This is a genomic window from Sphingomonas sp. KR3-1 (assembly GCF_040049295.1).
In the GTDB taxonomy this organism is placed as follows: domain Bacteria; phylum Pseudomonadota; class Alphaproteobacteria; order Sphingomonadales; family Sphingomonadaceae; genus Sphingomonas.
Genome location: NZ_JBDZDQ010000002.1, coordinates 1 through 25,311, shown reverse-complemented (window position 1 = coordinate 25,311; position 25,311 = coordinate 1). Strand labels below are relative to the sequence as shown.

The window sequence follows — 25,311 nt, the reverse complement described above, 5'->3', positions numbered from 1 at the left end:
CGGATTAGTCTCCACGGGGAAATTCAGGTCAAGCAAGCCGATGGGTAATTACCCACCCTCTCCGCCGGGCAGCACCGGCGACTATGCCTTCCAGCGAAGTGCGTCGCCGGCGGTCCGCACGGCGACGCACCCTGGCCTTAGCGGCGGCCCTTCTTCTTGGCGCCGATATCCATCGCGTAATAGCGCTTCAGATAGTCGCCCACCGCGATCGCCACCGTGTCGCCGAAGCGGCGGCGGTTCTCGGCGGTGTCGCGCAGGCCCTTGTAGTTGGTCTCGAACTGGACGCCGCAGATCTTGCCGTCGGTCTTGCTGCCTGCCGCGGCAGCATCGGCCGAGCAGCCGTGGCGCAGCGTGTTGTAGCCCGCCGAGAAATATTTGTTGGCGCCCGGCGCCGGATCGGCGTCGCTCGGCACTGCGCGGAAGCCGTCACGCTCGAAGGCGGAGCCCAGCGCATCCGGCCCGCGCAGGATATCGGCGAGCTGAACCTTGTCCGACAGCAGGTTGCGGATCGACACCCGGTCTCGCAGCGCCTTGTCGGCATTGAGCGACGCGTCCGAATAATTGACCTGCGCGGTGGTCAGCAGATAGCCGATCTCGACCCGCTGAATCTGATGGGCGTGGCCGTGCACATCCATGTACCAGCCCTTGCCGAAGTCGCGGATCACTTCGCGCTCGGCCTGCTCGATAAAGGCATGCCATTCGTCGAACGCCTTGCCGGCCTCGGGCGAGCCGCAGGCCGCCTCCTCGAGCGGACGGTTCGCGTCCAGCTTCTTGCGGGCGATATGGCTGACGACGACATAGGGATAGAAGCCGTGGCGGCGATAAAAGGCATCGCGCATCGCCTTGGCGAGCTCGAGCGTGTTGGTGTCGCGCACCACCACCGCCTTGCCGCCGCAGCTCTCGGGCGTGCGGTCCGGGATCGATTCCGGCATCATGTTGCCGCCATGCGGCGCGGTGATGATCACCGGCCCGTTGCCCGGCATATATTCGATATAGCCCTTGTCCCCCCAGACAGACTGGAGCGACGGCGCCTTGTCCTGCGCCTCGGTGGCGGTAGGTGCCGGAGTGGCGGCGACCGCGGCTCCGGAGAACAGCGGCAGCGCGATCGCGAACGACTTCAACATGATGGTCTTCCCTTGTGCGAGGTTCAGAAGCGCCAGCCGAGCGTCGCGCGGACGCCGTGATCCTGGGCGTTGGAGGCATATTCGCCGACATAGCGGACCGAGAGCGTGCCGCCCGCCGCGTCGAGCGCGATGCCGAGATCGAGCGCGGCGCTGGTGTTCGACGGCTGGTTGCCGGAGATGGTGAAGGCCTGGCCGGTCGCCAGGAAGCGGGCATCGCGCGCCGCGACCTTGTCGAGATCCTGGCTCTGCACCGCGACGGCACCCGTCAGGCGCAGCCGGCTGCCGGTGAAGACAGGCAGCGCGCCGTTGAAGCGCACGCCGGCCTTGCTCCCCAGCACGCCCTGCTGGACCTTGCCGAGCTCGAGCGCGGCGAGACCGCCGGTCTCGACGATGTGCTTCGCGGCCACGCGGCTCGCGCCGCTGGCGACGAAGGGCTCGATGTTCCAGCGGTGCAGCGCGATCGAATAGGCGACTTCGCCAAAGGCCTGGACGATGTTGGTCGTCCCGCGCCCGGCCGGCGTATCGCCGAAGCCGCCGATCGACACCGAGCGATAGGCCTTGGCGAGGCTGCTCTCGACCGTCGCGCCCAGGCGCACCTTGAGCCGGCCGGCGCGGTAGCCGCCATAGATGCCGAAGGTCGTGGCGGTCATCGTCGCGCGGCTCGCGAGCCCGTCCGCGCGGATGTCGCTGGTGCCGTGCCCGGCGACCGCGCCGAGGCGCAGGCCGCCGAGCGTGGCGTCGAGCCCGCCGCGCACGCCGGTCATCCGGCGACCGAGCGCCGCGTGCCCATCGTCCGCGTCGATATCCATGTCGCTCGACGAATATTGCAGCCACACGCCGCCGTTTACCGGCTCGCCGAGGCGATCCAGCACGGCGTCGCGGTTCTGGCGGGCCTGGTGGAGCGCCAGCGCCGGCAGCGCGGCGTAGACTTCGCCCGAAAGCTGGGTGAAGGCCTGGCGCGCGCCGACAGTATCCTGGCCCAGCACCTGGCTGAACACCGTGCCCGCGCCGGCCGCCTGGACCGCCTTGGCCACCGCCACCTGGTTCGGCGTCGCCGCTACCGCTTCGAAGGCGATGTCGGTACGGCGCAGCACCAGGTTCACGGCATTGGCCGTGTAGACCAAGCTCGGCGCGAGGAACGCCAGGTCACTGGTGACGCCGGCGAACTTCCCGGTCAGCGTGCCGCCCGCGCTGACGATCTGATAGGTGGTCGAGGCGTTATAGCCCGATCCCAGCGGCATCACGCGCACCGTGCCGCCCTCGATCACGACATTGCCGCCCGCGGCGACCAGGTCGCTGCCGATCGTCGCATTGGTCTCGACTTCGTAGACCGATCCGGCGCGGAAGGTGACGTTGCCGGTGGTCGTGATCGTCCCCACCGAATTGCCCGGCGTCAGCGTGCCGACCACGTCGAGGCTGGCGAAGGTGCCGGTGCCGCCCAGGCGCCCGCCCGCCGCGACGGTCATCGCGGTGTTGGAGAGCGTGCCGTTGACCACCAGCTTGCCGGCATCGACGCGGGTATAGCCCGAATAGGTGTTGGCCGCGGTGAGCGTCAGCGTGCCGGTGCCGGTCTTCACCAGGTTGCCGGTGCCGCTGATCACGCCGTCATAGGTGGTGCTGACGTTGTTGCCGCCCACGGTGAGCGTGGCGGTGCCCAGCGTCACGGTGCCCGCGCCGGTGAGGCCGGCGATCGTCTGGTCGAAGCTCGCCAGGTCGAAGCGGCCCGCCGCGATGTTGAGCGCGCTCAGCGCGATCACGTTGGTCGCGCCTGCCCGCAGGATGCCGCCGCTGATCGTGGTGGTGCCGGTATAGCTGTTGGCACCCGAGACGGTGAGCGTGTTGGTGCCCGCCTTCTCGACATTGCCGGTGCCGCTGATCACGCCGGCCCAGGTCTCGGTCGCGGTGCCGGCGATGACGAGGTTGGAGGTGCCGAGCTGGACCGCGGCGCCGGCGACGCCGCGCAGGCCGGCCAGCGTCTTGCTGCCCGCGGTGAGATCCAGCACGCCGGTGGCCGAGGTGATGTTGACGCCGCCGGCAAGGCTGCCGGTGGCGGCGAGCACCAGCGTGCCGCCCGAGATGGTGGTGAGCCCGGTATAGGTGTTGGCGCCCGCCAGCGTCAGCGTACCGGTGCCCGTCTTGGTCAGCGCGCCGGTGCCCGAGACGACGCCCAAGAAGCTGCTGCTGCCGTTGCCGCTGCCCACGGTCAGCGTGTTGCTGCCCAGCGTGACGCTGCCGGCGCCGCTCAGCGTGCCGATGGTCTTGGCCGTGGCGATCGACAGCGTGCCCGCCGAGGCGATGTCGACCGCGCCGGTGGTGCTGATCGAGTTGGCTGCGGTCAGCGCGAGCGTGCCGGCATCGATGCGGGTGCCGCCGGTATAGGTGTTGGCGCCGGTGAGCGTCAGCGTGCCTGCGCCTGCCTTGATCAGCGTGCCCGCGCCCGAGATGACTCCGCCGAAGCTGCCATCGGCTGCCGTCTCCGCGACGGTCAACGCGCCGCTGGTGCCCAGCGTGACCGCGCCGGTGCCGGCGAGGCGGCTGACCGACAGGGCGTTGCCGGCCAGATCGAGCGTGGCGCCGGTCGCGACGTTCACTGCGCCGGTGCCGAGCACGGTCGCGCCGGAGAGGCGCAGCGTGCCCGCGTCGATGCTGGTGCCGCCGCTGTAGCTCTGCGTGCCGCCAAGCGTGAACACGCCGGTGCCGGTCTTGCTGAGCTGGCCGGTGCCCGAGAGCGTGCCGGCGAAGGCGCTGGTCGCGTTGCCGGCACCCACCGCCAGGTTGGCGTTGAGCACCACGGCGCCCTCGCCCGCAAGCGCGCCGAGCGTATTGGCGGCGGCGATATCGAGCGTCGCGCCCTTCGCCACCGTCACCGCGGACGTCGCCGCGATGGCGTTGCTCGCGGCGAGGCGCAGCGTGCCGCCGCTGACGAGAGTCGCGCCGGTATAGCTGTTCTGCCCGCCCAGGATCAGCGTGCCGCTGTCGAGCTTGGTCAGCCCGCCGGTGCCGGCGATGCTGGCATCGATGCGCGCGGTCACCCCGTCATCGACGCGGATGCTGCCGTCGGCCGAGGTCACCGTCAGCGTGCCGGTGCCCGCGGCGATGACATAGCCGTTGTTCATGAACTGCATGCCGGTGTACGAAATCCCGGCATCGACCGTCACGGTGCCGCCGGTGCCCTGGAACACCGCGAACTTGGAGCCCCAGCGCGTGTTCTCCAGCCCGGCCGAGCCGGTCCAGTTATAGGCGCTGTTGTTCCAGCTGCCGCCGCCGCCGGCAATCGCGCCGTCGCCACCGGTGCCGGTGCCATCCCAGAACTGGACGTCGGGCAGCGCGCCCGAGACGACCAGGTTGACCTGGTTGGCGACGCTGGTCTGGAGATCGAGCTGGGCGACCGCCACGCCGCTCGGCAGGGTGCCGAACGCGATGCCGTTGTTGGTCAGCGTGCCGCCATAGTCGATCAGGCGATAGACGCCGGTGCCGAACTGGCCGACATCGGTGATGTTGAGCGAGCCCGCCAGCGTCACGTCGCCGGTGACGACCAGACGGTCGCTGGCCGAGGCGATGCTGGCCGCGCCGAGATCATAGTTCAGGTTCGCGCCGCCGGTCAGCACCAGGTTGCCGAGCGTCAGCGTGCCCGCCGCTCCCGCGGTGCCGGCGGTCAGGGTGCCGCCGCTCGCCACCGTCACCGTGCCGACGATCGCGCCGGTGCCGCCCAGCGTCGCGCCGCTCGCCACGCTGGCGTCACCCGCAACGCTGCCGTTGACCAGCAGCGTGCCCGCGCTCGCCGCGGTCGTGCCGGTATAGCTGTTGACGCCGCTCAGCGTGAAGGTGCCGGTGCCGGCCTTGGCGATGCCGCCGGTGCCGCTGGCAGTGCCGGCGAAGTCATAGGCGCCGCTGGTGCTGACGGTCAGCGTGTTGGCGCCGAGCGCGATCGCGCCGCTGCCGCTGACGCCGCCCAGGGTCTTGCTGACGCCGATCTGGAGCGTGCCGGGCGCCTCGATCCGCACCGTGCCGGTGTTCGACAGCGAATTGGCCGCCGCGACCACCAGCGTGCCGGCACCGATCGTGGTGCCGCCGCTGAAGCTGTTCGAGCCGCTGAGCGTCAGCGTGCCGGTGCCGGTCTTGACCAGCGCGCCGCGCGTGCCGGTGATCGAGCCGGCGAAGCTGGTGTTGCCGCTGCCGCCGGTGGTGAGCGATCCGTCGGTGCCGATCGCGACCGTGCCGCCGCCCGCGAGCGTGCCGATCGTGGTGGCGATGCCGGCTAGGTCGAGCGTCGTGCCCGAGGTCATCGAGACATTGCCGGTGCCGAGCGTCCCGCCCGCCGCGAGGCGCAGCGTGCCCCCGGTCAGGACGGTGGTGCCGCCATAGCTGTTGGCGCCGCTCAGGATCAGCGTGCCCGTGCCGGTCTTGGTGATGCCGCTCGTGCCGGTGAGCACGCCGGCGAAGCTGCTGTCGGCATTGCCGGCGCCGATGGTCAGCTGCGCGCCGAGCTCGACCGCGCCGTCACCCGCGATGGTCGTCGCGCTCTGCGCGGTGGCGACTTCCACCACTGCGCCCGAAGCGACCGTGAAGCCGCCCGGCAGCGCACCGGCGCCGGCGAGGCGCAGGCGCCCGCCATTGACCACGGTGCCGCCGGTATAGCTGTTGGCGCCGGTGAGCGTCAGCGTGCCGCTGTCGAGCTTGGCGAGCCCGCCGGTGCCGCTGATCGCCGCCGAGATCGTCGCCGAGATGCCCGGATCGACACGGATCGAGGTGACCGCCTCGATCGCCTGCAGCGTGCCGGTGCCGCCGGCGATCTCATAGCCGTTGGTCATGAACTGCATGCCGCCGAAGTGGATCGCGTCGTCCACGGTCACCGTGCCGCCGGTCACGCCGAACACGGCGAACTGCTCGCCCCAGGCGTCGTTGATCACGCCGTCGCTGCGCGTCCAGTTGTCGATGCCGTTGACCCAGCTGCCCGAACCGCCGCTGATCACGCCGTCGCCCGAAGAGCCTGAACCGTCCCAGAACTGCACCGCAGGCACCAGCGTGCCGGCATCGCCATAGACCAGATTGACCTGCTGGCCGATCGAGGTCTGGATCGTCACCAGGCTGGTGTCGGTCCCGGCGGGCATCGTGCCGACGGTCAGGCCGTTGTTGGTGAGCGATCCAGTATAGTCGATCAGGCGATAGACGCCCATGCCGAACCCGCCGACATCGTTCACCGCGAGCGTTCCGCCGAGTGTCAGGTCGCCGGTGACGATGATGCGATCGCTCTGCGCGGCATTGGCCGTGCCCGGCGCGCCCAGGTCGAAGGCAAGCGTGGTGCCGGCATCGAGCACCAGCGAGCCGGTGCGCAGCGTGCCGGCGGTGCCGAGCGAGCCTGGTGCGATCACCGTTCCCGCCGCCATCGTCACGGCGCCAGCGATCGTGCCGTTGCCGCTCAGCGTGCCGGTGTTCATCGCGACGCCGCTCGCCAGCGCGCCGGTGACGCGAAGGCTGCCGCTGTCGATCGTGGTCAGGCCGAGGAAGCTGTTGGCGCCGCTCAGCGTCAGCAGGCCGGTGCCGATCTTGGTCAGGTTGCCGGTGCCCGAGATCACGCCCGACAGCACCGCATCGGCGTTGTTGCCGCCGAAGCTCAGGGTCGCCCCGGCAGTGCCGAGATCGATGTTGCCCGCGCCGGTGACGCCGGTCACGGTCTGGCTGAAGCCGTTGAGGTTGAGCGTGCCCGCCGCACCGATCGTGATCGCGGACGCCGCCGAGAAGGCATTGTCGGCGCCGGCGCGCAACGCACCGCCGGTGATCGTCGTCGCGCCGGTATAGCTGTTGGCGTTGAGCAGCGAATAGGTGCCGCCGGTGATCTCGAGCGTGCCGGTGCCGCTGATCGTCTGCGCCGCGGCCTGGGTGTAGGTGTCGCTGCGGTTGAAGATCAGCGACCCGTTGTTGACGATCGCGCCGTTGACGCTGCCGAGCGTGCCGCCATTGCCGAGGCGGAGGATCGCGCCCTGCGCGACCGTCGCACCGGCGGTGGTGACGTTGAGCGTCTGGGTCGTCGTCCAGTCGCCGCCATTGACCTGGAGCGCTTCGAAATTGGAGATGGTCGGGATCACCGCCACGCCGCTGCCGAACAGCTTCAGCGTGTCGTAGCCGCCGGTGCTGGTCACGCCGCCGCTGATCTCGCCGATCACGGTCGCGCCGGTCTCGACCGAGATCGTGTTCATCCCGCCGTAGAAATCGATCGCGCTGATGCCGCCGCTGGTGGTGCTGCCGGCATAGAGCGTGATGTCGCGGACATGCGCCGTCGAGGACTGGCCCGAAAGCGCATAGCTCGTGCCGCTGATCGTGCCGTAATTGCTGAGCGTGACGGTGCTCAGATACATGCCGTCGCTGTCGGGATTGCCGTCGGTATCGACCGCGCCGGACGCAGTGACGCTGCCATTTGCCGCGACGGTGACCACGTTGGTGCCGGTCGAGGTCAGATAGAGGCCGGCGGTCACGCCGGTGACGCTCGCGCCGCCCAGCACGTTGACCGTGTTGCTGCCGCCGGTCAGGTTGATGCCGCTGGTGCCGCCCTGCGTCGTGCTGCCGCTGCTCAGCGTGATGCTGCGCACCGCCGTGGTCGTGCCGGTGATGCCATAGCCCGAGGTGCCGGTGATCGAGCCCGCGCTGTTGATCGTCACCGCGCCCGCGGAGATGCCGTTGGTCGCGCCGCGCAGCGTGGCGCCGTTCTCGATCGAGATCAGGTTGGTGCTGCTGTTGCCGGCCAGGGTGATGCCCTCGCCGCCCGTGCTCCGGGTCACGCTGCCCGTGCGCAGGTTGATGTTGCGCACCAGCGTGGTGATCGTGCTGGTCGAGTTGATCGCCGTGCCCGCCGCGGTGATCTGGCCCCGCTGCTCGATCGTGCCGTTGCCGAAGGTCATGCCGTTCGCGCCGGCATTGATCGTGCCGGTGTTGGTCAGCAGCAGGTTGGCATAGGAAACATTCGCCAGGTCGATGCCATCGCCGTTGATCGACGTCATCGTGCCGGCGTTGTTGATCGTGACCGTGGTGCCGGTGGCGGCAACGTTGGTGGCGAGATTGTAGATGCGGATGACGTCTTCGTCCGAGCGCATCTCCGCGCCCGCATTGTTGTTCACGGTCAGCGAGCGCGTCGTGAAATTGCCGGTCGTGTCGAGCACGCGCGCGCCGGTGGCGGTGGCGAGGATCGTGCCGTTGTTGGTGATCACCGGGCCGTTGTTGGTCGGCGCGGTGGTGTAGCCGATCCAGCGGCTGGTGCCGGTATAGGTGACCGTGACGCCCGGATTGACCGTCACCGTGGCTTCGCCGCCGACATTGGTGGAGGTCGAAGTCGAGGTGTTCGCGCTCACCACGGTCTGCGCATGGGCAAGGCCCGGCACTGCGCCCGCGGCGAACACGGAAGCGAGCAGCAACGGCCGCAGGTTGCGGCGGCGGGTCGGCGAAAGCGTGTTGGCGGCGACAGCAGTCATGGTGATCCCCCGGAAAACGGAAATGCAGTGAAGGTGCCGGAAGGATCGCGACCCTTCCCGCTGGAGATGGGTCAGGTCAGGGACGCGGCTTCAGCTTCTCGTCGAAGAAGCTGAGCGTGCGCGCGATCGCGTCGTCCTTGGCCGCCGCGTTGGCGGGTACGGACTGGCGCGACTTGGTGGGCGTATCGAAGCTGTGCTCGGCATCCTTGTAGAGCACGATCTCGATATCGCCCTTGCTGCTGCGGCTGTGCGACACGAGCCGCTCGCACAAGGTGGGCGATACCTCGGCATCGCCGGTGCCGATCATCAGCAGCACCGGGTTGTACGGCTTGTAGCCGGTCCGATCGAAGCGGTTCTTCAGCCCGCAGCCGGGATAGAAGGCGACGCCGGCCTGGAAGCCGGCCGCCTTGATCCCCTCGGGCTTGTCGTTCGCCATCGCCGCCAGCGTCAGGCTGCCGCCGTTCGACCAGCCCATCAGCCCGATCCGCCTGGGATCCACGTCGCTGCGCGTCTTCAGATATTTAAGCGCGCCATAGGCGTGGAGCGGCCGGTTGGTGACTTCGTCGAGCTCGGCGGGGCGGCTGTTGTAGGTGAAGCGCCCGAAGCCCTGGGGATAGCCCAGCGGGCCGAAATCATCGACCATGATCGCCACATAGCCGCGCCGCGCCCACAGCCTGCCCCACATCTTGTGGCGCGAGGACAGCGTATCGGCGTTGTAGACACCGTCGGCGAGGCTCGAATAGGCGCCGCCGCGGCCATGCTCCATCACGATCGCCGGCTTGCGCCCCGTCCCACCCTCGGCGGTGAAGACATAGCCGTTGATCATGTTCTTGCCGTCGGCGCTGAGGAACTTGACGCTTTCGACCTTCACCTTGGCCTCGGCCGAGGCCTTCTCCGCAACCGGTGCCTCATCGGCTTCCGAATCGCCGGCCGCCACCTGAGCGAGCGCCGGCGCGGCGGCGAGGAGCGAGAGCACGGCCAGCGCCGCGCGGGGGAGGATGCCCTTCATCGCCCGCCCCCTCAGAACCGCTTGCGGATCGAGGCGTAGATGTAACGCCCGCGGATGCTGTGCAGCTCGCCGAGATAGCCATAGGAGCCGTCGGCGATCGGCGGCAGCGTGTTCAGCAGGTTGCGCGCGCCGATCCGGAACCGGGTGTTGCTGAGCACGCCTGCCTTGCGGCCGAAGCTGTACTGCCCATAGAGGTTGTGGGTCAGCACGTCGCTCACTTCCCAGAGCGTGCCATCCGGGAGCGAGGCGGAGGTGTCCTCCACGCTGCCGACATAGCTGTTGTAATAGCCCAGGCCCCACCCGTCCTTGCGCCAGGTGATCGTGCTGGTGAAGCGCCAGGTCGGTCGGCCATTCTGCCGCAACAGGCTCTCCGCGCCGCTGATCGGGATCGTCGCATCGATCGCGCCCGATGCCTGGGCGGCGATCAGCGTCGCCTTCTGCGCATCGGGATCCTGATAGAATTCGATCAGGTGCGCCGCGTTCACCTTGAAGTCGAAGTCGCCTATCGGGGTCTTGTGCAGGCGGTACGCCATGGCGAGATCGAGCCCGCGCACGGTGCGCGGGTTGAGATTGGCGTAGTCGTCGATCACTTGGATCACGCGGCCCGGCGCGGTGAGCCCGGTGCCGGCATAGTTGGCGATCTCCGTCGCGGTCGGCGTGTCGCGCTGTACGAGCGGGTTGGACGAGCCCTTGAGCCGCAGATAATAATCCAGGGTCAGGGCATTGTTGTCCCCGAACAGGCCGATGAGGTTGGTCTGGTGGATCCGCCAATAGTCCACGGTGAAGGTCAGCCGACCCAGGCCCGCCGGCATCGGCGGCTGGAACACCACGCCGGCGGTGAAGTTGCTCGACTCCTCCGGCTTGAGCGACTGGCTGCCCGACCGGTTCGACACCACCGCCACCGAGCGGGTGCAGGCATCGAAGTTCGCGATCCGGCCGGCGCGGACATCGGCTTCGCAATTGATCCAGTCGGTGCGGGTGTTGCTGCGCTGGACGCCGTTCTCGAAGAGCTGCGGCAGGTTCGGCGCGCGGAAGCCGAGCGACCAGGCAGAGCGGAACTGCAGGCCATCGATCGGCGTCCAGCCCACCGCCACCTTGGGCTTCGCGATCATGCCGAAGCTGGTGTAATTCTCGACGCGGCCGGCCAGCTGCATCGCCAGGCTGCGGACGAAGGGCACGTGCATCCCGCGCGAGACCAGCGGCACGGCAAGCTCGACGAACGCCGATTCCACCGTGCGGCCGCCGCCCGAATCCGGCGTCGGGCTGGCGCCCATCACGTCGCTGCCGTTCTTGGTGCCGTCGAGCGCGGTGTAGGTGATCGTGCCGTCGAGGCGCGGATCGCGATCGTCCCGATAGGTCTCGCGCCGCACCTCGACGCCGGCGGCGAAGCCGACATTGCCGCCGGGCAGGCGGAGCAGGCGCGCGTTGGAGATCTTGAAGTCCCACAGCGCCAGCGTGGTGCTGTTCTTGCGATAGACGTCGACCAGGAAGCTGTCGATCGTCGCGCGCGGGTTGGGCGTGCTGTCGACGCTGCCCGGATTGCTGGGATCGCCGCCGTTGAACGGATTGTACGCCGCCGCCGTGGTGCCCGCGATCGACTGCTGGAGCAGCGTCATGCTGATCGTTTCCATCGTGTCGGTCGTGTCGGCGCGCGAATAGAGTGCGGCGGTATCGAAGTCGAAATGGCCGAAATTGCCGCGCAGGCCGCCGAGGAAGCGCAGCGTGGTGTTCTTCACGTTGATGTTGAGCGGCCCGGCATCGACGAACCGATAGTCCTGCAACTCGAGCGCGACGCCGTCCGTCGATACGCCGGTTAGCCCCGGCAGCCGGTTGGGGCTGCCGGCGACGCCGAACGGATTCCAATAGGCGGTGGCGGGGATGATCAGGCGCTGGGTGGCGAGCGGGGTTTCCTGCTCGCGCTGCGAATTGAAGTCCGACTTGTAGAAGCCAAGCTCGCCATAGAAGTTCAGGCTGGCGCTGAACTCATGGTTGACGAAGCCGAACAGGTTCAGCCGCTCGTTGCCGCCCTGGATCGTGCGATCCGCATTGGTGTTGTACTTCAGGTTGGCGTCGGTGCTTGCCGTCGAAAGCACGCTGTTGTCGAAGCAGATGCCGTTGCCGGCCGGCGCGATGCAGCCCTCGTTGCTCGAAGGCTGGACATGGAAGGTGCCGCTCGTGGTAAGCGCGGTGCCATTGTAGCGGGCGACGGTCGTCACCTGCTGGTAGTTCGAATCGAGGCGGACGAATTCGCCCCACATCGTATCGAGACTGCGATTGTCGAAATCGCCGTCCCCGGCAAAGGCCGTGTCGGCGACCAGCGGGCGCAGGTCGCTCGAGCGCGAATTGCGGCGCTCGCTCGCATAGAGCGGGTCGCGCTTGTTGTAGGTGCCGAAGAGCGAGATGTTGGTGCGGCCGCCGTTGAAGGTCTTGCCCCATTCGAAGTTGACCTGGCGCTCGGTCTGCTGCGTGCCGTCGGTCTGGCCGACCGTCGTGTCGATGGTGAGACCGTCGAAGCGAGTCTTCAGCACGGTGTTGACCACGCCCGCCACTGCATCGGTGCCGTAGATTGCCGCAGCGCCCTCGAGCAGCACCTCGACGCGCTCGACGCCCGTCACCGGAATGGCGTTGGTGTTGACGCTGACGACGGGGATGAGGTTCTCGGCCTGCACACCGGGGTGGAGCACCAGACGGCGGCCGTTGAGCAGTACCAGCGTGTTTCCGGTACCCAATCCGCGCAAATTGACCGAACCGACGTCGCCGCGGGCATCGTTGATGCCGCCGGTGTCGCGCGATTCGTTGAACGCGACATCGCCATTCTGCGGAATGGCGCGGAACAGGTCGTCGCCGTCCGTCGCCGCCTGCGCGTCGATATCGTCCCGGTCGGCCACGGTTACCGGCAGGATGCCCTCGATCTGCGCCCCGCGGATCTGGCTGCCGACGACGACGATGTTCGCGGAAGGCTCGGCAGGCTCGCGCTCCGGCTTTTCCTGCTGCTGCTGCTGCGGCTGCGGCGACGCCGCGACCGATTGCGCATCCTGCGCGTGCGCCTGTGCAGTTGCGAACGCAAACATCGACGCGCCGCACATGCATGCGCGCCGAACCCTGACCCCAACGATCATATGTAGCCCACCCCGTTTTCGCTTCGCGCGCGCTACCGCCGGAAATGGCGGCCCCTGGCGAGCACGATCGATGGGGTTAACGATTGATCCGAAATGGCTGCGAGCAAACCCAAGATTACATTAATGTTACATAACGCTGGGTTATGGGCTCACCCGGAGCCGACCTGCTGTTCGATCAATGCCTTGCGAAACATCTCTACAAACTTCTTAGCCATAGGCGTTGGAGGTATATCTTCTAGGAATACATATTGGACTGCGAATTCCATCCTCGGCTCGAGCGCGCGGAAGCCCATCCCGTCCCCCGCACAGGCACGCGCAGTGAACTCGTCGATGATCGTCATGCCCCGTCCGTACCGCGCGACCGCCGCGGCGATGTAGAAGGTCTGCGCCGACACCACTTCGCGGATCATCAGCTGCTGCCGGTCGATCTCGGCGGCGACCAGGTCGCCCACCGGGCCAGTGGTGCCCAGCCCGATCAGGTCCTCGGTTTCCAGGCGCTTGAGCGGCACGGGATCGGGCAGATCGGGATAGCTCGCTTCGTGGACCAGCAGCATCGGCCTGCCCTTGGCCAGCGTCACCCGCTTCATCCGCGGATGCGCGGGCGGATCATAGGCGAAGGCGATGTCGCATTCGCGCTCGTACAGCGCACGGAAGAGATCGACATGGTGCAGCGTCTGCACGTCGAAGGTGACGTCGGGAAACTCGTCGCGGAAGCGCGCCACCGCCAGCGGCGCCACCGCCAGCCCGAGCGAGGGCACCACCGCGATGCGCAGATGCCCGCCCAGCCCCGCGCTCTTGAGGTTGCGGATCGCCTGCTGGAGCGACGAGACCCGGCCGTACACATCGCTCACTTCGCGCGCCAGGGCATGGGCCTCCGCCGTCGGCACCAGCCTTCCGCGCACGAGATGGAACAGCCTGAGCCCCAGCTGGTCCTGCGTGTGGTGCAGCACCTTGCTGACCGCCGGCTGCGAGACGTTCAGCGTCCGTGCCGCCGCGCTGATGGATCCGTTGACATAGACTGCGTGGAAAACTTCGATCTGCCGCAAACGCACTCGCAACGCCCCCCTTTGCGCCGGCCACGCCCCCTCAAGCGCACAGACGCGCGCGCTGTCGTGCAGCACACCCGCCGGCCGGCAATCCCAACTCGCCTCTCCCGGGAAATCTTCGAATCCATGCAGAAAGCCCCCCCTGCACGAAGCCAGTATAGGTTAGCGAATTTCATTAATTGAAGAATAAACATTCTATCCCGGGCATGGGCATCAGCTTCTCGAGGTGGAGGCTGGCCGACAAGCCGGGATCCGGGGTTCGTGACCCAAAGTGGCGACTGCCCGCTCGCAGCGCAGGTCGTGCAAGGCGCCAGCACAATTCGAAAAAATTCCCACGCCGATGACGCATACAGACAAGCGATGACACGTCCATTCAAGAGGTTAATCGGAAAAATACTGTAGTGCGCGCAGGTTAAGTCGTCGGACTGCGCTCTTCGCGCCCCTTGCGGCTCTTATTTTTTCGATCCCCGGGGGTTCAGACAATGGCGCTTTTTGGTCGCGACGCACAGGCGTCGAGCGGTTCGTTCGTTCGTAGCGGCACTGCCGGCAAGCGCCGGCGCAAGGCACTGCTCGGCACCACCGCGCTGATCGGCATCGGCCTGGCGCTCCCCGCCGCGGCGCAGACGATCGCCTCGCCCACGGCCGGCGGCACCATCACCGCCTCGGGCGGGAGCCCCACGGTAAACAACCAGACCGCCAGCGGCGGCAGCGTAGCGATCAGCAACCTCACCCAGGCCACCGTGCTGACGGCGAACGGCGTCACGATCAACGACACGACCGGAAACACGAGCGCGAACGCGCTGGACATCCGCGGCTATACCTCGGGCTTGAACTCGACCGGTTTTACGCTTGCCGGCGCCAACAACCTGACCACCACGGTGAGCGGCGGTTCGGCGCTCTATGTGCAGACCAACGCCAATATGGGCGTGGGCCTCACCTCGAGCGGGTCGGTCTTCACCGGCAGCTACGGCATCAACCTCAACGCGCCGAGCGGCTATATCAGCTTCGATTCGTCGGGCTACAGCCAGTCGTTCATCGGCAACGGCACCGCGGTCGCCGGCATCAATGCGATCTCGAGCGTCAACGCGAGCATCCAGATCGGCGGATCGTCGATCAGCGGCTTCGCCACCGGCGTCAACGCGTCGAACTATTACGGCACCGGCTTCATCTCGACCGGTGGCTCGATCAACGCCACCAGCACCGGCATCCTGCTCAACGCGACGGGCGGCAACAACAGCGTCAACTCGCAGAGCGCGATCACCGCGGCGACCGGCATCAGTTCGACTGCGGCCGGCGATGCCACGGGCGCCACCACGATCACGACGAGCGGCGGCGGCACGATCAACAGCAGCTCGGCCAATCTCGGCACCGGCATCAATGCGGTCAGCGCGGGCAGGGTGGCAATCACCGTGGGCGCCGCGATCGGCAACGCCACCGCTTTCGCCCGCGGCATCGAGGCACAGGCCAGCGCCACCACCGGCAACGCCATCAACGTCAATGCCAACGTCACCGCCGGAACCGCCGGCATCTATACCTCTACCGGTGGCGCATTCGCGATCACGGTTGCCAACGGCGCGACCGTCCAGGCGGCGCAGGGCATCTACGACCAGGTGGGTTCGACGGTCGTCAACAACGGCAGCATCGTCTCGAGCGGCACCGGCGTCTCGCTTCTCGCAGGCGGCAGTTTCACCAATAATGGGTCGCTCACCGGCGGCATCTTGCTCAACGGCACGACGGCAGCGAGCGTCACGCTGGCCAATGGCTCGACGACGACCGGCAACCTCGTCTCGAACGGCAGCGGCCTCCATACGATCACGATCGCCGGCGCGCTGACCGGCAATTACGACGCGAGCACCGGCACGGGGATCGACTCCGTCACGCTCGCGGCGACCGGCTCGATCAGCGGCACCGTGTCGCTCGGCGGCGGCAGCGACAACTTCAACTGGCAGGGCGGCACGCTCGGCGGCGTCGTCGATGGCGGCGCCGGCACCAATTATTTCACCGCCCAGATCGGGGCAGGGAATTCCGCGTCGCTCGACGTCTCGAAAACGCCGACCAACTTCAGCCAGCGCGCCCTGCAGAGCGGCACGCTAACGCTCATCGGCTCGACGGCAGCCTCGGGCAATTACTGGCAGATCGCGACCGATACGACGCTCAATTTCGCCACCACCGCCTTCAATGTCGCGGGCGGCGCCTCCTACGCCGTCAGCGCCTATGGCGGCACCGTGAATGTGCTGGCCGGCGCAACGGTCACCGGCTTGAACAACTTCGCGGCGAGCTTGGGCACCAGCGCCGTTACCTTCAGCAACGCCGGCACGATCAGCGTCGATGGCAATATCTTCCTGTCCAATGGCGCGCGTATCGACGTGACCAATTCGGGCACGATGACCGCGGCATCCTATGGCGGCGTGAGCTTCGCCTCGGGCGGCGGCACGCTCACCAATATCGGCACGATCACGGGCGGCAGCTTCACCGCCTCCAACCTCGGCGCGGCGGTGAGCGCCACGACTGCCAGCGTGACGATCAACAACAACGGCTCGGGCATCCTCCAGACGAGCACCGGCGGCCCCTATACGGTCGTGCTGGGCACCGGCGGCGGCACGATCACCAACCAGGCGAGCGCGATCATCCGCCAGGTGGCTGCCAACCGGAACGCGGCCATCTATTCCACCGGCATCACGACCATCGCCAATGACGGCACGATCTCGACCGCCGCGACGGGTGCGTTCGATGCGATCACGGTCACCAACCGGCTGACGCTCACCAATAGCGGCAGCATCACCGCTGCAGCCGCCTCGGGCGTGTCCTTCACCGGCGCGAACAGCGCGGTGACCAACAATGGCGGCACGATCACCGGCGGCAGCGACACCAGTTTCGGCTATGGCGTGCAGTCTTCGGGCACCGCTACGGGAACGGTCACCAATAGCGCCGGCCTGATCACCGGCGGCCGCGGCGGCCTGCTGGTGAACAGCACCAGCCTTACGGTCGACAACAGCGCGGTCATCCGCGGCACCGACGCGGCGAGCTATGGCATCCGCCAGGCCGACGGCGTGGTTACCGTCAACAATATCGGCGCGACCAGCGTGATCGCCGGCCTGACCAACGGCATCACTGCGCCCGATTACACCATCACCAAGGTCAACAATGCCGGCACGATCGGCACGGGCACTGTCTCGGGCGGCACCTTCACCGCCGGTGGAACCGCCGATGCGATCAAGGTCTACTCCAGCACCATCACCAACAGCGGCACGATCGACGGCGCCGCGGGCGGCATCGTCGCCAGCGCCTTTCTGGCCCTGTACAACACCGGCACCATCACCGGCCGCGGCACGGGCACCGGCAATTTCGACGGCGTAACCGTCCAGGGCAACGCGACTATCGTCAACGGCGGCACGATCACCGGCGGCGGCTATGCCGGCATCTACGCGGGCGCCGGCACGATCACCAATGCCGCGGCGGGGCATATCATCGGTGCGAGCACCGCGGGCGTCTCGCTCGCCGGCGCCGCCACGTTCGTCAACTACGGGTCCGCGACCAGCACGGGCGGCGTCGGCGTGATTTCCGGCAACGTCCTCGTGAACGTCAATCTGCAGGCAGGCTCGACTACCGGCAACATCACGCTCGGTACGGGCAACGACACGCTGTCGATCTTCAACGGCCGCGGTACGGCCGGCGCAGCGACTGTGGACAGCACCAGCGGCATCACGCTGCAGAATGCCGGCACGCTCGCTGCCGCGAGCTTCGGCACGGTCGACCTGGGCACGGGCACCAACACGCTGGCGCTGCTCGGCACCGGCGACGGCACGGCGGCGAACGGTGCCGCCGGCACCTACAATCTCGGCTCGATCGCCACCGCCAGCATCCTGACCAAGGGTGACACGGGCACCTGGACGCTCACCGGCACCGCATCGGGTGGGCTCACCACCGGCGTGATCAACGCCAATGGCGGCACGCTGGTGTTCAGCGGCACCGGGCTGACGGGCGGAATCTATCTTCGCTCGGGCGTGATCCGCGCCACGACGACGACGGCGTTCGGCACCGGCACGATCCACGCGATCGACCCGACCATCCAGTTCGGCGCGACGGGCACCTATGCCAACGCCATCTCGCTCGAAGTCGTCGTCCCGGCGAGCAGCGACCCGACGATCCTTTCGGCCGATGCCGGCGTCACCGCGACGTTGACCGGCCTGATCAGCCGCGGCGCAGGCGACGTGACCCAGTATGTCACGATCGGCGGCAACGGCACAATCGTGCTCGCCAATACCGGCAACAGCTGGACCGGCGTCACCGCGATCAATGCCGGCGCGACGCTGCAGGGCGCGACCAACACCATCTCGGGCTCTTCCTTCGCCAATGCCGGCACGCTGGCGTTCAGCCAGAATTTCGACGGCAGCTTCACGGGCAACATCTCGGGAGCGGGCGCGGTCCAGATCAATGTGCCGTCGCATATTCTCACGCTGAACGGCGCCAACACCTATAGCGGCGCGACCAACGTGGTTGCGGGCACGCTTTCGGTCAGCGGCGGCCTCGCGATCGGCGACACCAGCGCAGTCAGCGTCGCCAGCGGCGCGACGCTGAGCCTTGCGAGCGGCGAGACGGTCGGCAGCCTGACCGGCGCGGGTACCGCGAACGTGCTCGCCAATCGGCTTACCGTCGGCGGCGACAATGCCTCGACGACCTTCTCCGGCGCGATCATCGATACCACGCCCGTCGCCTATATCGGCAGCTGGGTCGTCTCGGACGGCCCGGCCTGGTCGACGAACCCGCCGACCTATACCGCGCAGCAGGCCGCGGCCCTGCTCTTCGGCGGCAACGCGAGCGACTATCGCACCTCGACCGCAGGCTCGAGCACCGCGACGATCAACGATCTCGCCTGGTACAATGCCTATGGCGCCAGCCCGACGGCCTATGTCCAGGCGTCCGCCACCTACCGCGTCGACAACAACACCGCCGGCTACAATTTCCAGGGCGACACGTCCGCCTATGTGCAGGACCATACCGATCCCACGCGGATCAACTATGCCTTCACCGGCGGCCTGCACCTGGGCGGCGGGCTGACCAAGACCGGCACCGGCACGCTGACGCTGAACGGCATCAACACCTATACCGGCCTCACCTCGATCCTGGGCGGCACGCTCGCCATCTCGGGCGGTTCGGCGATTTCGGACGCGGGCAGCGTCGATGTCGGCGCGGGCGCGACCTTCTCGGTGCTGAGCGCGGAGACGATCGCCAGCCTGAACGGCGCCGGCTCGACGGTGCTGAGCGGCGGCAACCTGACGCTTGCCAATGCGGCCGGCACCTATTCGGGGACGATCGGCGGCACGGGCGCGCTGGCGCTCACCGGCGGCGCGCTGACGCTGGGCGGCGCGGCGAGCCAGAGCGGCGGCGTGACGATGGCGGGCGGCACCTCGCTCACCGTGGGCAGCACCGGCTCGATCAACGCCGGTTCGGCGAACGGCATCACCAACAGCGCCGGCACGATCACCGTGGTCAATTCGGGCGCGATCGCCGGCGGTACCGGCAATTCGATCTTCGCCAGCGCCGGCACGATCACCAACAATGCCGGGGGCACGCTGAGCGGCCTGGTGCTCTTCAACGGCACCGGTGCCTCGAGCGTAACGAACTCGGGCACGACCGCGGCGATCGGCGCGACCGGCGGCGGCACGCTGACGATCACCAACAATGCGGGCGGCCTGGTCGCTCGGACCTTCACCGGCTCGGCGATCGACCTGACCAACAGCGCGCTCAGCCTCACCAATGCCGGCGACATCGTCGGTTACAGCTGGGGCGTGGTCGGCCGCAACGCGGCGGACTCGATCACCAATTCGGGGCGCATCCTCACCGGCACGCTCGCGAGCGGCTATGGCAGCGCGGCGACGATCTCCGGCGGCGAGGCGATCTCGCTCAACGGCGGCGGCGGCACGGTCCTCAACCAGACCGGCGGCACGATCGACGGCGGCAGCTACGGCATCCTCGCCACGGGCGGGGCGAGCATCACCAACCAGGTGAACGGCTTCATCCGCGGCGGCACCGCGGCGATCAACATCGCCGGCACCACGACGATCAGCAATGCCGGCTCGATCACCTCGACCGGCAATTACGGGATCGTCGCCAGCGGCACCGGCACGATCACCAGCAGCGGCATCATCTCGGGCACGGCCGGTGGCATCAACCTGACCAACACCGCCGGCACGATGACGGTCAGCCTGCTGCAGTCTTCGACCACCGGCGCGATCGTTACCGCCAACAACGGCACGCACGCGGTCACGATCGCCGGCAGCCTGGGCGGCTATAACGCCAGCAGCGGCAGCGGCATCGATACCCTGACGCTCGCGGCGACCGGATCGATCGCGGGCACCGTCCAGCTCGGCGCCGGCAATGACGGCTTCACCTGGCGGGGCGGCAGCTTCACCAGCATCGACGCCGGCGCGGGCACCGACAGCTTCGCCAGCGACCTGGGCACCGGGGTCAGCGGTTCGCTCAGCCTCGCCAGCCTGACCAATTTCGAGGTCCATACCAACCAGACGGGCAACCTGACGCTGACCGGCAACCGCGCTGGCGGCATCGGCTGGGCGGTGAGCGGTGGCACGCTGACCTTGAGCGGATCGCTCACCAACACGAACGGCAGCGCCGTGACCCTGAATGGCACCGGCACCCAGCTGACCGTCAACAACGGCGCGACGCTGAGCTCGGCAAACGGCCAGGCGGTAGCCAGCAGCACGGCCGGCACGAGCCTGGTCAACAACGGGACGATCACCGGCGTCGGCAATGCGATCAACGCAACCGCCAGCTTCACCCTCACCAATGCGGGCACGATCAACGGCAACGTCGCGCTGGGGACGGGCGCCGATACGGTTACGCTGAACGGCGGCGCGGTGAACGGCGCGATCAACCTGGGCGGCGGCAACGACACGCTCAACTGGTACGGCGGCACCTTCACGTCGGCCGATGGCGGCACGGGCACCGACGTGTTCAACGTCAACACCGGCGTGGCCTCGACGCTCAACGTCGCCAACCTCACCGGCTTCGAGACGCAGAACCTCCAGTCGAGCAGCCTGACGCTCGTCGGCACGCAGAGCGGCCAGGCGGGCTGGACGCTGGGGACCAGCACCACGCTCAACATCGGCACGGGCGGGTTCGCGGACTTGTCGACCAGCGGCAGCGCGGCAACGCTCAACAACAGCAACGCCACGGTCAACGTCAACTGGAACAGCACCGTCGGCGGCGACACCGTGACCATCGCCGGCAACGCCAGCGGCATTGCTGCGACGGTCAACAATGACGGCACGATCAACGCAGGTTCGGCCGGCGCGATCTCGCTGCAGGGTGCCAGCGGGCAGGTGAACAACACCGGCACGATCACCGCCCTCGCCCCCGCGGACAACTATGCGCTGATCACGCTGGCCGGCCCGAATTCGAGCCTGGTCAACAGCGGCACGATCACCGGCGTGACCAGTGCCACGGCCAACATCAACGCTGCGGTCAACCTGACCAGCTTCAACGGCATCGTCGACAACCAGGATGGCGGCGAGATCACCGGCCAGGCCGGCATCTATATGGGCGGCACGAACGCCCAGATCACCAACGCCGGCACGATCACTGCGACGATCGGCAACGGCGTGACGCTCAGCCAGGGCGGCAGGCTCATCAACAGCGGCGCGATCAGCGGCGGCAGCGTTGCCGAGAGCGGCTGGGGCGTCCTGGTTGGCAGTGGCGCGGCGACGATCGAGAACAGCGGCACGATCACCGGCGGCAGCGCCGGCGCGATCGCGCTGAACAGCGCTTCGGCGATCTCGGTCAGCCTGCAGGCGGGCTCGACCGTCAATGGCGACATCGTCTCGACCGGCGGCGGCAGCCGCAATGTCACCATCTCCGGCGCGCTGAACGGCAGCTATCTCTCGACCGGCGCCGGCATCGACAATCTCGTGCTCACCGATGGCGGCTCGATCACCTCGGCCGATCTCGGCGACGGCGACGATACCTTCACTTATTATGGCGGCACCATCGCCGGCATGATCGACGGCGGCGCGGGCAACGACACGCTGTTCGCCGATTTTGGTTCGGGCAACAGCGGCACCGTCAACCTCACCAGCTTCACCAATTTCGAAGGCATCGGCCTGCTCTCGGGCAACCTGACGCTCAGCGGCCCGAGCACCTCGCCGGGCACCGCGATCTACGCCGGCAACGGTGCGCCCTCGGGCGAGATCACCTTCGACGGCACGTCGAACATCACCGGCGACATCTACGTCAATGGCGGCTCGATCCGCGCGGAGAGCGACGGCGCTTTCGGCTCGGGCACGATCCACATGATCGACCCGACCGCGACCTTCGGGGCGAGCGGCACCTTCGGCAACACCATCTCGCTTGAAGTCGTGACGCCGTCCTCGGCCAATCCCTCGACGCTCAATGCCGATGCGGGCGTGATCGCCAACCTCACCGGCGCGATCACCACCGGCACCGGCGCGGGCGTCGATCCCGACCAGGATCTGGTGATCGGCGGCCAGGGCACGATCGTCCTCTCCAACAGCGCGAACAGCTGGAGCGGCACCACCACGATCAATGCGGGCGCGACGCTCCAGGGCACCAGCGGCACGATCTCGGGAACGAGCATCGTCACCAACGGCACGCTGGCCTATGTCCAGCCGACCAGCGGGATCGTCTTCCAGGACATCTCGGGCACCGGCGCGGTCACCGTCTCGGGCCTCGCGGCGGGCGAGGCGCTGACCTATGCGGGCGCCGCAACCAACGATCAGGGCTTCCAGGTCCTCGACGGCTCGACGCTGATCAATGCCGGCTCGATCACCACCACTTCGGCCGACGCCGTGTCGCTCGCGGGCGGCGGCAGCTTCCTGAACCAGGGCAGCGTCACCGGCTCGGTCAGCGGCAGCGGCGCGGCCGATGCGCTGGTAAGCAACAGCGGCGCGATCTTCGGCGTGCTCTACAATGGCGGCACCGGCCTGCTCACGGTCGACAACCAGGCCAGCGGCACGATCGAGGGTGGTTCGAGCGCGGCCTTTATCGGCAATGGCGCGATCCACCTGATCAATGACGGCAACGTCTCGGGCGGCTATGCCGGCGTCTATCTGAACAATGCCGCCACGGTGATCGACAATGGCGGGACCATTATCGGCGGCGCCTTCGGCGTCGGCGGCTACACGCTCAACGCGGGCAGCGCCGGCGTGACCCTGCAGGCGGGCGGCACGGTCAACAACCAGGCCGGCGGCACGATCGCGGGCGACGGCGTCGGCATCGCGTCGAACGGCGGGCTGACCCTGACCAACGCGGTGGGCGGCACGATCACCGGCAGCATCGGCGTCAACGTCACCAGCGGCTCTGCCAACATCACCAATGCCGGCACGATCGCCTCGAGCGGCACCGACTATGCCATCGGGCTCCAGGGCGGCGGCACGATCGTCAATTCGGGTACGATCGCCGGCGGCACCAACGGCACCGCGATCGTCAGCAACGGCACGCTCAGCCTCACCAACCAGGCCGGCGGCACGCTCACCGGCCTGATTCAGAGCGACGGCGCGACGACGATCGACCTGCAGGCGGGCTCGACCACCAACGGCGCGATCCAGCTGTTCGGCAATGCCGACTCCACGCTCAGCATCGCAGGCAGCTATACCGGCACCGTGAACCTGGGCGGCGGCAACGACACGCTGATCCTGTTCAGCGACGCCACGATCGGCGCGAATTCGAGCTTCAACGGCAACGGCGGCACCGATGCGCTGGTGCTCGCCGGCACCGGCAACGCCACGCTCGACGTCACCAACGTCGCCAATTTCGACAGCCGCACGATGGAAGGCACGGGCGTGTGGACGCTCACCGGCTTCGACAGCTCGAACAACAACTGGGCGATCGACTCCGGCACGATCGTCGCTGCCGGCGGCAGCGCGATCGGCGATGCCAGCATCGTGACGATCTCGGCACCGGGCACGCTGGGCCTCGCCAGCAACGAGACGATCGGCACGCTGGCCGGCGCGGGCAATGTCGCGCTTGGCGGCAACACGCTGGCACTGAGCGGCACCGGCAGCTTCGACGGCACGATCGCCGGCACCGGCGGCGTGGCCGTCCTCAGCGGCGCTTCGCTGACGCTGAACGGCGCCAGCAGCTATACCGGCACCACGACGGTGGGCGGCACGCTCGCCCTCGGCGCGTCGAACATTCTGGCGGACGGCTCGAGCCTGGTCGTCCAGCAGGGCGGCGTGCTCGACCTCGGCGCGAACAGCGACACGGTCGCGGCCGCATCGCTGGCCGGCACGGTCAACGGCACCGGCACGCTGAGCACCACCGGCACCACCTTCCTCAACGGCGCGACGGTCAACGCCAATCTCGCCGGCAGCGGCCTGCTGCTGAACGGCGGCGGCACCAGCGTGCTGAACGGCACCGCGGCGCAGACCACGGTGGTCGTCTCCGCCGGCACGCTGACGCTCGGCGCGTCGAACCGCCTCGCCGACACCGCCACCGTGACGGTCAGCTCGGGCGCAACGCTCAACCTCGGCGGGTTCAACGACACGGTCGGCGGCCTCGCGCTGTCCGGCACGCTCAACGGCTTCGGTACGCTGACTGCGGCCGAATATGACCTGAACGGCGCGACGGTGAACGCCAATCTCGGCACCGGCACGCTGGTGCAGATGGGCGGCAACTCGACGCTGAGCGGCAAGTCCGCGACCGGCGTCGTGGCAATCAATGCCGGCACGCTGAACCTGGGCGCATCGAACCGCCTTGCGGACAATGCGGCGGTCTCGATCGCTTCGGGTGCGACGCTAAACCTCGGCGCGTTCAACGATACCGTCGGCACGGCGGCGATCGGCGGGTATCTCAACGGCACCGGCACGCTGAGCGCCAACATCGTCCAGCTCGATACCGCGCTGGTGAACGCCAATGTCGCCGGTACGCTGGTGCAGCATAGCGGCACCTCGGTGCTGAACGGCACCGCGACCAGCGCCACTGTCGCGATCGACGGCGGCATCCTGATCCTCGGTGCTTCGGATCGCATCTCCGACAACGCCACGGTCACCATCGCTTCGGGTGCCGTGCTCGACATCGGCAACTTCAACGACACCGTCGGCATCGTCGCCGTCGGCGGCCAGCTGAACGGTACCGGGGGCACGCTGACGGCGAGCGAGTATCAGCTGAACGGGGCAGCGGTGTACGCCAATCTGGGTGCGGGCAACCTGTACCAGCTCGGTGGCACCAGCTATCTCGGCGGGACGTCCGCCGCCGCCAACGTGTCGGTGCAGGCTGGGACACTGGCGCTGGGCGCGGCGAACCGGCTTGCGGATACGGCGACGGTGATGGTTGCCTCGGGGGCGACGCTCGACCTGGGTGGCTTCAGCGACACGGTGGGCACGCTCGGGCTGAACGGGACGCTGGCGGGCAGCGGCACGCTGACCGCGGGCCAGTATCAGCTGACCGGCGCGACGGTGAACGCCAATCTGGGCACGGGCACGGTCTTCAACCTGGGCGGCAGCTCGGTGCTGAACGGCACGTCGGCGGCGACGGCCGTCGCGGTCAATGGCGGCACGCTGGCGCTGGGCGCGGCGA

Annotated in this window: 6 protein-coding genes; 1 reads left to right on the top strand and 5 read right to left on the bottom strand. The window is 68.1% G+C overall.

The features are described from left to right. Positions 1-137: 137 nt before the first annotated feature. The 5 genes from ABLE38_RS12270 to ABLE38_RS12250 form a co-directional block, all read right to left on the bottom strand. Positions 138-1,124 (bottom strand): hypothetical protein, encoded by a 987-nt coding sequence (locus ABLE38_RS12270; RefSeq protein WP_348974510.1) that lies wholly within the window; start codon positions 1,122-1,124, stop codon positions 138-140. Between the two features lie 23 nt (positions 1,125-1,147). Continuing rightward, positions 1,148-8,587 (bottom strand): autotransporter-associated beta strand repeat-containing protein, encoded by a 7,440-nt coding sequence (locus ABLE38_RS12265; RefSeq protein ID WP_348974509.1) that lies wholly within the window; start codon positions 8,585-8,587, stop codon positions 1,148-1,150. A gap of 76 nt (positions 8,588-8,663) precedes the next feature. Beyond that, entirely contained in the window at positions 8,664-9,596 is a 933-nt protein-coding gene (locus ABLE38_RS12260) for a dienelactone hydrolase family protein (protein WP_348974508.1), read from the bottom strand. An 11-nt stretch (positions 9,597-9,607) separates the two neighbouring features. Next, the gene (locus ABLE38_RS12255) at positions 9,608-12,667 is read right to left on the bottom strand and encodes a TonB-dependent receptor (RefSeq protein ID WP_348974507.1); all 3,060 of its coding nucleotides are present in this window, start codon (positions 12,665-12,667) and stop codon (positions 9,608-9,610) included. A gap of 197 nt (positions 12,668-12,864) precedes the next feature. Then, entirely contained in the window at positions 12,865-13,767 is a 903-nt protein-coding gene (locus ABLE38_RS12250; protein ID WP_348974506.1) for a LysR family transcriptional regulator, read from the bottom strand. A 476-nt stretch (positions 13,768-14,243) separates the two neighbouring features. Here ABLE38_RS12250 and ABLE38_RS12245 point away from each other — a divergent pair. After that, positions 14,244-25,311, top strand: an 11,068-nt coding sequence (locus ABLE38_RS12245) for a hypothetical protein (protein WP_348974505.1), incomplete at its 3' end; no start/stop codon positions are given.